The 11,795-nt window shown below is 73.2% G+C and carries 6 protein-coding genes and 7 pseudogenes; 9 read left to right on the top strand and 4 right to left on the bottom strand.

The window, feature by feature from the left end:
- Nucleotides 1-115 precede the first annotated feature (115 nt).
- The 4 genes and pseudogenes from KPL57_RS11835 to KPL57_RS11820 all read left to right on the top strand — a co-directional run.
- A pseudogene (locus tag KPL57_RS11835) lies at nucleotides 116-226 on the top strand (IS5/IS1182 family transposase); the annotation flags it as partial.
- A 14-nt stretch (nucleotides 227-240) separates the two neighbouring features.
- A pseudogene (locus tag KPL57_RS11830) lies at nucleotides 241-1,195 on the top strand (IS5 family transposase).
- Nucleotides 1,149-1,841 (top strand): annotated as a pseudogene (locus tag KPL57_RS11825) (transposase family protein); the annotation flags it as partial. The pseudogenes KPL57_RS11830 and KPL57_RS11825, both read left to right, overlap by 47 nt.
- Before the next feature lie 123 nt (nucleotides 1,842-1,964).
- Nucleotides 1,965-2,126, top strand: a complete 162-nt coding sequence (locus KPL57_RS11820) for a hypothetical protein (RefSeq protein WP_226351628.1) — start codon at nucleotides 1,965-1,967, stop codon at nucleotides 2,124-2,126.
- Between the two features lie 27 nt (nucleotides 2,127-2,153).
- Here KPL57_RS11820 and KPL57_RS11815 read toward each other — a convergent pair whose 3' ends face one another.
- On the bottom strand, nucleotides 2,154-2,303 hold the full coding sequence (locus KPL57_RS11815; protein WP_226351627.1) for a hypothetical protein: 150 nt from the start codon (nucleotides 2,301-2,303) through the stop codon (nucleotides 2,154-2,156).
- A 168-nt stretch (nucleotides 2,304-2,471) separates the two neighbouring features.
- Between KPL57_RS11815 and KPL57_RS11810 the strand changes: the two genes are divergently transcribed.
- Together KPL57_RS11810 and KPL57_RS11805 are read left to right on the top strand one after the other, a co-directional pair.
- Nucleotides 2,472-2,984, top strand: a complete 513-nt coding sequence (locus KPL57_RS11810) for a hypothetical protein (RefSeq protein WP_226351626.1) — start codon at nucleotides 2,472-2,474, stop codon at nucleotides 2,982-2,984.
- A gap of 73 nt (nucleotides 2,985-3,057) precedes the next feature.
- Nucleotides 3,058-5,214, top strand: a pseudogene (locus KPL57_RS11805) (DEAD/DEAH box helicase); the annotation flags it as partial.
- Here the strand turns inward: KPL57_RS11805 and KPL57_RS11800 are convergent.
- A pseudogene (locus tag KPL57_RS11800) lies at nucleotides 5,215-6,124 on the bottom strand (IS5 family transposase); the annotation flags it as partial.
- Here KPL57_RS11800 and KPL57_RS11795 point away from each other — a divergent pair.
- Together KPL57_RS11795 and KPL57_RS72025 are read left to right on the top strand one after the other, a co-directional pair.
- Nucleotides 6,122-8,476 (top strand): annotated as a pseudogene (locus tag KPL57_RS11795) (DEAD/DEAH box helicase); the annotation flags it as partial. The pseudogenes KPL57_RS11800 and KPL57_RS11795 overlap by 3 nt on opposite strands.
- A 67-nt stretch (nucleotides 8,477-8,543) precedes the next feature.
- Complete coding sequence (locus KPL57_RS72025) at nucleotides 8,544-9,113, top strand: hypothetical protein (RefSeq protein ID WP_374203699.1); 570 nt, start codon at nucleotides 8,544-8,546, stop codon at nucleotides 9,111-9,113.
- A 23-nt stretch (nucleotides 9,114-9,136) separates the two neighbouring features.
- On the opposite strand, the pseudogene KPL57_RS11790 reads toward KPL57_RS72025, so the two are convergent.
- Nucleotides 9,137-9,930: pseudogene (locus tag KPL57_RS11790) on the bottom strand (carbon-nitrogen hydrolase family protein).
- Nucleotides 9,931-10,003: 73 nt separating this feature from the next.
- Here KPL57_RS11790 and KPL57_RS11785 point away from each other — a divergent pair.
- Nucleotides 10,004-10,609, top strand: a complete 606-nt coding sequence (locus tag KPL57_RS11785) for a GntR family transcriptional regulator (RefSeq protein ID WP_226351625.1) — start codon at nucleotides 10,004-10,006, stop codon at nucleotides 10,607-10,609.
- Here the strand turns inward: KPL57_RS11785 and KPL57_RS11780 are convergent.
- Nucleotides 10,599-11,792 carry an MFS transporter gene (locus tag KPL57_RS11780; RefSeq protein ID WP_226351624.1) on the bottom strand — a complete coding sequence of 398 codons (1,194 nt, stop codon included), beginning with the start codon at nucleotides 11,790-11,792 and terminating at the stop codon, nucleotides 10,599-10,601. The genes KPL57_RS11785 and KPL57_RS11780 overlap by 11 nt on opposite strands.
- Nucleotides 11,793-11,795 lie beyond the last annotated feature (3 nt).

The following is an 11,795-nucleotide window of genomic DNA, read 5'->3' as shown; positions in this document are numbered from 1 at the left end:
GGCATTGAGCCTTTTTCAACCTGACGTTTGTGCTGGTCAGGGGCGTGAAGGCCGGCCGGGGTGGGGCTCCTGGTAGACGGATGGGTGTCGAACCGTCGTCTGCCAGGAGCCCCGTGTGCTGTCCTACCCATCCGGGATGAACGTGTCCAGCCGTAGCGTCCGTGATCTTGCTGATCTTCTCCGGGGGCATCGGCGTCAGCGTGGAACACGCTGGCGCCGGCTCTCAGAGCGTGTTTGGAAATGGTGGGTGTGTCGGGATGGTCGACACGGCTGGGGTGCTCCATCGTGGTCGGCATGCAGGAACGACCGCGCCGGTACCCCTCGGACACCAGTGATGCCCAGTGGGTGGTGATCGAGCCGTTGTTACCGCCGCTCGCGCGGCGGGGGCGGCCTGTTGCTCATGCTCGTCGGGACGTGCTGGACGCGATCTTGTATGTCGTGCGGACCGGGTGTGCCTGGCGGGCGTTGCCGGTGGACTTCCCGCCCTGGCAGACCGTCTACTGGTACTTCAACCAGTGGGAACAGCAGAAGGTCACCGAGAAGATCCTCCCGGTCGTGCGGGGGCAGTTACGTATCGCCGAGGGCCGTGATCCGGAGCCGAGTGCGGGGATCATCGATTCCCAGTCGGTCAAGGGCGCCGACACCGTCGGCCAGGACTCCCGCGGCTACGACGCCGGGAAGAAGACAGGCGGACGGAAACGGTTCATCGTGACCGACACCCTCGGTCTGCTGCTGACCACGATGGTGTGCTCGGCCTCGGTACAGGACCGCGACGGCGCCAAGCCGATCCTGCTCAACCTCTACCTGCGCACCAGGGTGCGGTTCGTCTACGCCGACGCCGGCTTCGCCGGGCGACTGCTCGACTGGGCCGCCACGATCCTGCAGACAACGATCGAGATCATCCGCAAGCCACCCGAGCAGCGCGGATTCACCGTCCTCCCACGAAGGTGGGTGGTCGAACGGACCCTGGCCTGGCTCACCGCACACCGACGCCTGGCCCGAGACTACGAACGCCACCCCACCACATCCGAAGCCATGATCCGCTGGGCCGCGATCAACACCATCACCCGCCGCATCGCCCGTGGATACCCCGCCACCCGCCAGCAGAAACACACGACACCCTCAACCCACTAGAATTTCCAAACACGCTCTCAGCCGGTCGGCAGGCCTTGCTGGTGCTCGCCTACCTGCGTAAGGGCGAGACCTACGCTGCCCTGGCCTGCGGGTTCGCGGTGAGCACCGCGACGGTGTACCGGTACCTGACCGAGGCGATCGGTCTGCTCGCCGCGCTCGCCCCGACCCTGGAACAGGCCATCACCGTCGCCGCTGGGAAGGCGTTCGTGATCCTGGACGGCACGCTGCTGCGTATCGACCGGGTCGGCATGACATCCGGCTACGACCGGGCGTTCTACTCCGGCAAACACAAGTGCCACGGCCTGAACGTGCAGGTCATCGCCGACCCCGTCGGCAGGCTGGTGTGGATCTCCCCACCGCTACCCGGAGCCCGGCACGACATGGGTGCCGCCCGCGCCCACGGGATCATCGACGCGGTCAACACCGCCGGGGTGCGGGCGATCGCTGACACCGCCTACCAAGGCGGCGGGCCCGCGATCACCGTCCCCCACCGACGCCGCCGCCGCGACCTCGACACCGGCCGGTACCGGCCCCTGTCAGCGAATCAGAAAGCGGTCAACGCCGCCCACGCCCGACGACGGGCACCCGGTGAACGGGTCAACGCCGAGCTGAAGAACTGGAAGATCCTCCGCAAGATCCGCTCCAGCCCCAACCAGGCCACCCAGCTCGTCGCCGCGGTCCAGACCCTCATGATCACAGCTACCTGACCAGCACAAACGTCAGGTTGAAAAAGGCTCAGTGGCTCAGTCGCACGTCCGCGAGGGTAGACGGGTCACCCGTTCCGTGCGGCGTCCGCCCGATGACGCCCCGGAGCAGGTATCCTGGGTGATATGTCCGAACTGCCCGCCACCGTCCCGGTCGACGTCGCCGACGAGGTCCTCGCGACGACCGGCATCGGATCGCCGCTGGCGTGGCAGATCGTGTCCCTGCTCGCGCTGCTGTCCGCGCTGGTCGTGCTGGTGCGCTGGTGGCTCCACCAGCGCCGACGCTGAGAGTCCCGCTCAGCCAGCCGCCGGGCGTCACGCACCGGCCGAACGCACCGCCACCAGCAGGAACGGCACCGTCACCACGACCGCCACCGCGCCGAGCAGCGCGTAGGACGACACCGTCACGAGCACCCCGGCCACGATTCCGGCGGCGGCACCGGCCAGGTTCATCGCCACGTCCACCGAACACCTGAACCATCGCGAGAACCGTCAGCAGCCAGGGCTGCGGGGGTCCTGGGGCGGGGAGACGGCGTCGGGTGCGGCGGTCACGGACGGATGCTGCCGTGCGACGGCCGCCGTGTGCCAGGGCGTTACGCTCCGGCCCGGCCACACGAGCGGAGGACGGTGGACATGGCGGGGACGACCCCGAACGCACGCAGGTCGGCGGGCGCGGAGCTGCGGAACGCCTACCGCATGGTGTCCGACGTGCTGGCCGGGGCGGTCCGCGAGACGCTCGCCGCGCCGGGGCCGGATCCGGCCCGGTTCGCCGTGCGCCGGCTGACCGCGGTCGACCGGGACGTGCCGCCGGACGCCACGCCGCCCGGCTGGTCGCTGGCCTTCCTGGTGCTGGCCGACTGGTACGACGCCGCCCGCGCCGCGCTCGTCGACCACGACGACCGCGCCGAGCGGGCGCTGGCCTGGATCGGGCAGAACCTGGGTCCGCGGTACGCGGCCCGGGCGCGCTACACCATCGCCCCGCTCGTCGACCCGGCCGACGCCCGCGAGACCTCGCACTACGTCGACGCGCTGGGCGTGGACTTCCTGGCGTCGATGGTCTGGACGGTCGCGGCGGTCGTCGCGGAGTTCCCGGCCGAGGACGCCGCGGAGGTCTGGCCCCGTACCAGGGCCGACGCCGCCCGCTGACCTCGCAGGTCACACCCCGGTTCGACGGGTGCTCGACGGGTGGCTCGACGGGTGACTGTCGGACCCCACCCGCATGATGGTCGGCGTGACCGCACTCGAGGGCTTCTCCCCCGCCACCCGCCAGTGGTTCGAGGGGGCCTTCGCAGCGCCCACCGCGGCCCAGGAGGGCGCCTGGTCCGCGGCGCAGGCCGGGCGCAACGCCCTCGTCGTCGCGCCGACCGGGTCCGGCAAGACACTGGCCGCGTTCCTCTGGGCGCTCGACCGGCTCGCGGCCACGCCACCGCCCGCCGAGCGCAAGCACCGCTGCCGGGTCCTCTACGTCTCTCCGCTCAAGGCCCTCGCCGTCGACGTGCAGCGCAACCTGCGCTCGCCGCTGACCGGCATCCGCCAGGCCGCGCAGCGGCTCGACGAGCCGGTTCCGGACATCACCGTCGGGATGCGCACCGGCGACACCCCGGCCGACGAGCGGCGCCAGTTCCAGCGCACCCCGCCGGACGTGCTGGTGACCACTCCGGAGTCGCTGTTCCTCCTGCTCACCTCGGCCGCGCGGGAGTCGCTGCGCGGGGTGACAACCGTGATCCTCGACGAAGTGCACGCCGTCGCCGGCACGAAGCGGGGGGCGCACCTGGCGGTGTCGCTGGAACGGCTCGAGGAGATCACCGAGGCCACCCCACAGCGGATCGGGCTCTCGGCGACCGTGCGCCCGGTCGACGAGGTCTCGACGTTCCTGTCCGGTACGCGCCCGGTCGAGGTCGTGCAGCCCGCGATCCCCAAGACGATCCGGGTCGAGGTCCAGGTCCCGGTGCCCGACCTGGCCGCGCTCGACGAGCGGCCCGCGCCGGGCAGCACCGACGATGAGGTCGTCGGGTCCGCCGCGGGCACCGCACGCAGGCCCTCGATCTGGCCCGCCGTCGAGGAGCGGCTGCTCGGCCTGGTGCGCGAGCACCGGTCGACGATCGTGTTCTCCAACTCCCGCCGGCTCGCCGAGCGGCTGACCTCCCGGCTCAACGAGCTCGCCGCCGAGCAGGAGGCCACCGCACTGGAGGAGGCCGCGCTGGAGGAGGCCGCCGACCTCGACACCGCGCCGGACGCGTTTCCCGGCCGAGGCGGTCGGGCAGTCCGGGGTGGGCGGCGGGGCCGCACCGACGGTCGCCAAGGCCCACCACGGCTCGATGTCGCGCGACCAGCGGACCCTGGTCGAGGAGGAGCTGAAGTCCGGCGTTCTGCCCTGCGTCGTGGCGACGTCCAGCCTGGAGCTGGGCATCGACATGGGCGCGGTCGACCTGGTCGTGCAGGTCGAGGCACCGCCGTCGGTCGCGTCCGGGCTGCAGCGGGTCGGGCGCGCCGGGCACCAGGTGGGCGCGGTGTCCGAGGGTGTCGTGTTCCCGAAGTACCGCGGGGACCTCGTGTCCTGCGCCGTCGTCGCCGAACGGATGACGACCGGGTCCATCGAGTCCACCCGCTATCCCCGGAACCCGCTCGACGTCCTGGCCCAGCAGATCGTCGCGATGGTCGCGATGGAGTCGTGGCGGCTGTCCGACCTGGCCGCGACGATCCGTCGGGCGGCCCCGTTCGCAGCACTGCCGGACTCGGCGCTGCACTCGGTGCTCGACATGCTGGCCGGGCGCTACCCGTCCGAGGAGTTCGGCGAGCTGCGCGCCCGCATCACCTGGGACCGGGTCACCGACGAGCTGCGCGGGCGCCCGGGCGCGCAGCGCCTGGCCGTCACCTCCGGCGGCACCATCCCCGACCGCGGCCTGTTCACCGTGATGACCCCGGGCGGCGCGGACGGCGCCGGGTCGCGGGTCGGTGAGCTCGACGAGGAGATGGTCTACGAGTCCCGCGTCGGGGACACGTTCCTGCTGGGGACCTCGTCGTGGCGGGTCGAGGACATCACCCACGACCGCGTGATCGTCACCCCGGCGCCGGGGGTGCCCGCCCGGATGCCGTTCTGGAAGGGCGAGTCGATCGGGCGGCCGCTGGAGCTGGGCCGGGCGGTCGGCGCGTCGTGTGCGCGAGATGTCCGGGCTGGCCGACGCCGACGCCCGCGAGCCGCGGCCACCGCGGCCGGGCCTCGACGAGTGGGCCTGCGACAACCTGCTGTCCTATCTGCGCGAGCAGCGTGAGGCGACCCGGCACGTGCCGAGCGACCGCACGATCCTGGTGGAGCGGTTCGCGCGACGAGCTGGGCGACTGGCGCCTCGTCGTGCACTCGCCGTTCGGTGCTCAGAGCGTGTTTGGAAATTCTAGTGGGTTGAGGGTGTCGTGTGTTTCTGCTGGCGGGTGGCGGGGTATCCACGGGCGATGCGGCGGGTGATGGTGTTGATCGCGGCCCAGCGGATCATGGCTTCGGATGTGGTGGGGTGGCGTTCGTAGTCTCGGGCCAGGCGTCGGTGTGCGGTGAGCCAGGCCAGGGTCCGTTCGACCACCCACCTTCGTGGGAGGACGGTGAATCCGCGCTGCTCGGGTGGCTTGCGGATGATCTCGATCGTTGTCTGCAGGATCGTGGCGGCCCAGTCGAGCAGTCGCCCGGCGAAGCCGGCGTCGGCGTAGACGAACCGCACCCTGGTGCGCAGGTAGAGGTTGAGCAGGATCGGCTTGGCGCCGTCGCGGTCCTGTGCCGAGGCCGAGCACACCATCGTGGTCAGCAGCAGACCGAGGGTGTCGGTCACGATGAACCGTTTCCGTCCGCCTGTCTTCTTCCCGGCGTCGTAGCCGCGGGAGTCCTGGCCGACGGTGTCGGCGCCCTTGACCGACTGGGAATCGATGATCCCCGCACTCGGCTCCGGATCACGGCCCTCGGCGATACGTAACTGCCCCCGCACGACCGGGAGGATCTTCTCGGTGACCTTCTGCTGTTCCCACTGGTTGAAGTACCAGTAGACGGTCTGCCAGGGCGGGAAGTCCACCGGCAACGCCCGCCAGGCACACCCGGTCCGCACGACATACAAGATCGCGTCCAGCACGTCCCGACGAGCATGAGCAACAGGCCGCCCCCGCCGCGCGAGCGGCGGTAACAACGGCTCGATCACCACCCACTGGGCATCACTGGTGTCCGAGGGGTACCGGCGCGGTCGTTCCTGCATGCCGACCACGATGGAGCACCCCAGCCGTGTCGACCATCCCGACACACCCACCATTTCCAAACACGCTCTCAGGTCAACGGGCCGTGGGCACTGGCGATCGCGGCCCGGATGCGGGAGCGACGCGGGGTCGAGGTGAGCGCGTCGGGCGCGGACGACGGGATCGTGCTGCGCCTGCCGGACGCGGTCGACGACAACGGCACCGAGGTCGTCCCGAACGCGGAGGACGTGCTGCTGGAACCGGGCGAGATCGAGCAGATCGTCGTCGCGGAGCTGGGGAACTCGGCGCTCTACGCCTCCCGGTTCCGGGAGTGCGCCGCGCGGGCGCTGCTGCTGCCCCGCCGCGACCCGCGCCGCCGCAGCCCGCTGTGGCAGCAGCGCCAGCGCTCGGCACAGCTGCTGGGCGTGGCGGGCAAGTTCGAGCAGTTCCCGATCACCCTGGAGGCGATGCGGGAGTGCGTGCAGGACGTCTACGACCTGCACGGGCTCCGCGAGCTGATGGGCGACGTCGCCGCGCGCCGGGTCAAGGTCGTCGAGGTCGAGTCCGCGCAGCCGTCGCCGTTCGCGCGCAGCCTGCTGTTCGGCTACGTCGGGATGTTTCTCTACGAGGCCGACGCGCCGCTGGCCGAGCGGCGCGCGGCCGCCCTGTCGCTGGACTCGACGCTGCTGGCGGAGCTGCTCGGCTCCGAGGCGATCCGGGAGCTGCTCGACCCGGAGATGCTGGCCGAGATCGAGGGGCAGCTGCAGCGCACCGACCCGGAGCGGCACGCCCGTGACATGGAGGGTGCCGCGGACCTGCTCCGGTTCGTCGGTGACCTGTCCGAGGCCGACGCGCGGGCCCGAGGCGTCGACCCGGCGTGGCTGGCGCAGCTGGAGCGCGACCGCCGGGCGCTGCGGGTGCGGATCGCCGGTGAGGAGCGCTTCATTGCGATCGAGGACGCCGGGCGCATCCGGGATGCGCTGGGCACGGCGCTGCCGGTCGGGGTGCCGGAGGCCTTCACCGAGCCGGTGCCCGACCCGCTCGGGGACCTCGTGCTGCGCTGCGCACGCACGCACGGACCGTTCACCGCCGCCGAGCTCGCCCGTCGCTTCGGGCTGGGAGTGGCCGTGGTCGCCGGAGTGCTGGAACGGCTCACCGGCACCGGGCGGCTGATGAAGGGCGAGCTGCGCCCGCAGGCCTCGGTGCCCGCCGGATCCGGCGGTGAGCCGGAGTACTGCGACGCCGAGGTGCTGCGCCGGCTGCGGCGCGCGTCGCTGGCGAAGCTGCGCCACGAGGTCGAGCCCGTCGAGCAGCGGGCACTGGGACGGTTCCTGCCGCAGTGGCAGGGCGTGCAGGTGCGGTCGGGCTCCGAGCGGCGCGGCCGGGTGCGCCGTGCACCGGGCGCGGAGGACGTGCTCGGTGTGGTCGAGCAGCTCGCCGGGGCTCCGCTGCCGGCGAGCGCGGTCGAGTCGCTGGTGCTGCCCGCCCGGCTGCCGGGCTACACCCCCGCGCTGCTCGACGAGCTGACCGCCGCCGGTGAGGTGACCTGGATCGGGTGCGGCGCGCTGTCCGGGCAGGACGGCTGGCTCGCGCTGGCCCCGGCCGACGTGGCGGACCTGCTGCTGCCCGCCCCGGACCTCGACACCGCGGGCACCCCGCTGCACACCGCGGTGCTGGCCGCGCTCGGGCTGACCGACCCGGCCGCGCTGACCGACCCGGGGGCGGCGCCCGATTCCGGGGGCGGTGCGCTGTTCTTCCGCGAGCTCGCGACCCGGGCCGGGGTCCTGCTGACCGAGCAGGGCGAGCCGGCTCCCTCCGACGACGACGTCGTCGCCGCCGTCTGGGACCTGGTCTGGGCGGGTGCGCTCACCAACGACACGCTCGGCCCGCTGCGGGCCCGGCTGTCCGGGGGCGGCTCACGACGGGGCGCCTCCGGGCGGCAGGGCGGGGCGCACCGCACGGCGCGGCGACCGGCCCGCGGACGCTACGCACAGCTGCGTGCGGGGCGGCCGTCGATGCCCAGCCGGACCGGGCCGCCGTCGGTCGGCGGGCGCTGGTCGGTGGCGGTGCCGCGCGAGCCCGACCCGACCCGCCGCGCGCACGCCGCCGCGGAGGCGTTCCTGGAGCGTCACGGCGTGCTGACCCGGGGCGCGCTGGGCACCGAGCGGGTCACGGGCGGGTTCGCCGCGGTCTACAAGGTGCTCCGGGCGATGGAGGAGTCCGGCCGGTGCCGACGCGGCTACATCGTCGAGGGGCTGGGCGCGGCGCAGTTCGCGGTACCGGGTGCGATCGACCGGGTCCGGGCCCTCGCCGGCACCTTCGCCGCCCCCTCCACCTCCCCGCAGACCGGCCCGCGCCGCCTCGGCGCCGGTCCCGGGGCGGTCATCGCCGACCCCGCCGACCGTCCCGGCCCGTCCGTCCCCGACCCCGACGACCTCTCGGAGCCCGGCGGCCACGCCCCGCACGACGGCCATCCGGATCCCACCGGGTCCGCCGGTGACGCCGGGGACGGGGACCCGCTGCCTGGCGACCTCGTCGGTGACGCGTCCGGCTCCCCCGGGACCGGACGACCCGTACGCCGGGGTGCCCGACGACCTGCGCGGCGGCCTGGGCGGGCTCGGCGGCGCGGGTCGCCACGCCGAGTTCGACGGGGGTGCCGGTCGCCGCCCGCAGGCACCACGGGAGGCGTGGCGCGAGCTGTCCCGGGTGGTGCTCACCGCCACCGACCCCGCCCAGCCCTACGGCGCCGCCCTGCCGTGGCCGGACACGACCGGCGAGACCCGGCACCGCCCCGGTCGCAAGGCAGGCGCCCTGGTCACTCTCGTCGACGGGGCACCAGCGCTCTACGTCGAACGCGGCGGGAAGTCGCTGCTGTCGTTCACCGAGGACCGCGACGAGCTGCGCGCCGGGGCCGAGTCGCTCGCCGGGGCGGTGCACGAGGGTTGGCTGGGCTCGCTCGCCGTCGAGCGCGCCGACGGACAGGACTCGCTGGCCTCGGCGCTGTCGGAGGTGCTCACCGAGGCCGGGTTCCGGGTGACGCCGAAGGGGCTGCGGCTGCGGGCCTGACCGGCGACACCGCGCACCCCGGGTCAGTACCGCCGGTTGGCCAGGACCGGGATCGCCCGGCGGGCCGCGGTGACCGCGTCGAGGTCGAGGTCCACGACCAGGGTCCCCGGTGCGGCGTTCAGCGCCGCGACGACCGAGCCGGTCGGGCCGGCGACCGTGCTCGCCCCGATCCGGTCGGGGCGCCACCATCGGGGACCGGGCGCCCCGCCGCCTCCGGGTCCGCCTGGTCGCAGGCCACCACGAAGGCCGTCGTGTCGAGGGCCCTGGCACGCACCAGCAGCTCCCACTGCTCGCGCTTGCCCGGCCCCGCGCCCCAGGACGCGGGCACGACGACGAACTGCGCCCCGGCGTCGCCGAGGGTCTGGAACAGGCCGGCGAACCGCAGGTCGTAGCAGGTCGCGAGGCCGACGGTGACGCCGTCGACGGTGACCGTGACCGGCCGGTCACCCGGGGCGACCGTGTCGGACTCGGCGAACCCGAACGCGTCGAACAGGTGGATCTTGTCGTAGTGCTCCTCGACACCCGGGCCGGTGACGAGCAGGGTGTTGCGGACGCGGCCGTCGTCGGCGGGGGTGAACATCCCGGCGACCACGGTGACCCCCGCACCGGCGGCGATCCCGCGGACGCGGGACGCCCAGGGGCCGTCGAGGGGCTCGGCGACCGGGCCGAGCGGCACGCCGAAGCGGCACTGGGTGGCCTCGGGGAACACGACCAGCCGCGCGCCCCGGGCGGCCGCGCCGGCGACGCCGTCGGCGACCAGGGTGAGGTTCTCCGCCGGGTCGGTGGTGGCGGCGATCTGGACGAGGGCGATCCGCATGGCGTCTCCTGGGGTGGTTCGGTGTATACGTGTCGTATGCCGACGTCACGGGAGTCCGGTCGCGACCCGCGCGTTGCACTACCTGCGCGAGACCGTCCTGGTGGACCCGCGGGTGCAGGGCACGTTCCTCAACGAGAACGAGCTCGCCGGCCGGATCGGGGTGTCGCGCACCCCGGTCCGTGAGGCGTTGCTGCTGCTCGTGGCCGACGGCCTGGTCGAGATGCTGCCCGGTCGCGGCGCCTACGTGCCGCCGTTGACCGGCCGGCAGATCTCCGAGCTGATGGAGCTGCGCGGGGTCCTGGAGAAGCACGCGGCGCGCGCGGCGATGGGCGCCGACGGTGTGCCGTTCGAGGCGATGAACGCTGCCCTGGACCGGCAGCGCGAGCTCGCCGGCGCCGGCGGGGACCCGGCCGAGTTCATCGAGCTCGACATGGTCTTCCACCAGGCGCTCGTCGACGCCACCGGGAACGCGCTGCTCTCGCGGACCTACGCCGGGCTGCGGGTGCGCCAGCGCCGGGTGGGCGTGACCGCGCTGTTCCGGACCGAGGACCGGCGGCAGGCGGTCTGCGCCGAGCACGACCGGATCGTCGCGGCGCTGGCCGGCGACGACCCGGACGCGGCGGCGGAGGCGATCGACGAGCACCTGCAGCTCACCCTGCGCGTGCTGCTCAGGGCGTGAGGGCGAGGTAGGCCTCGTCCTCGTCGTGGTCCGGGTCGCGACCGATGACCAGCCCGACGACGGTCAGCGCGCAGGCGATGGCCAGGTAGGCCGCGACCGGCACCCAGTTCCCCGACCCGCCGGACAGCGCGGTGAACGCCAGCGGCGCGACGGCGCCCCCCACCACGCCGGCGATGGTGTAGGCCAGCGAGCTGCCGGTGTAGCGCAGCCGCGGTGAGAACTGCTCGGTGACGAACGCGGCCTGCGGCCCGTACATGAACGAGTGCAGGCCGAGCCCGACCACGATGCCGACGACGAGCAGCGCGAACGAGCCGCCCGCGATCATCGGGAAGAAGACGAACGGCCACACCGCTCCCCCGACCGCGGCGACGCCGTAGACCAGGCGCCGGTTGAACCGGTCGGTGAGTGCCCCGGCCAGCGGGATCGCGGGCAGCTGCAGCGCCGAGCCGATCAGGATCGCGCCGAGCACCTCCGACCGGGAGAATCCGAGGTGGGTGGTGGCGAAGGTCAGCACGAAGACGGTGAACAGGGCGTAGCTGACGTCCGGACCGATCCGGCTGAGGATCCCGGCGAGCAGCGGGCGGCGTTCGGTGGTGAACACCTCACGCACCGGCGCCGACGGTCGGTCACCGGACTCGGCGATCGCGCGGAAGACCGGGGTGTCCTCCAGCTTGAGCCGGATCCACAGCCCGAACGCCACCAGCACGGCCGACAGCAGGAACGCCAGCCGCCAGCCCCAGTCCAGGAACTGCTGGTCGGTCAGCAGCAGGGTGAGCAGGGCCAGGACACCGTTGGACAGCAGGTTCCCCGCGGGCGGCCCGACCTGGGCGGCCGAGGCCCAGAACCCGCGCCGGCGCGGCTCGCCGAACTCGCTGGAGAGCAGGACCGCGCCGCCCCATTCCCCACCGACGCCGACGCCCTGGGCGAAGCGCAGCAGCACCAGCAGGATCGGGGCCGCGACGCCGATCGTGCCGTAGGTCGGCAGCAGCCCGATGAGGAACGTCGCGACGCCGATCAGCACGAGCGTGATGACCAGGACCTGCTTGCGACCGATGACGTCGCCGAGCCTGCCGAACACGACACCGCCGAGCGGGCGCGAGACGTAGCCGACGGCGTAGGTGGAGAACGCGAGCAGCAGACCGGTCACCGGGTCCGCGGCCGGGAAGAACAGCACCGGGAACACCAG

This window comes from Pseudonocardia sp. ICBG601, assembly GCF_020496245.1.
The sequence above is the reverse complement of the archived record's forward strand: the minus strand, read 5'-3'. Positions and strand labels throughout refer to the sequence as shown.

Bases quoted from the DNA above. Each gene is read 5' to 3' on its own strand.
- KPL57_RS11810 (WP_226351626.1), top strand. From the start codon at position 2,472: ATGGCGGGGACGACCCCGAACGCACGCAGGTCGGCGGGCGCGGAGCTG.
- KPL57_RS11820 (WP_226351628.1), top strand. From the start codon at position 1,965: ATGTCCGAACTGCCCGCCACCGTCCCGGTCGACGTCGCCGACGAGGTC.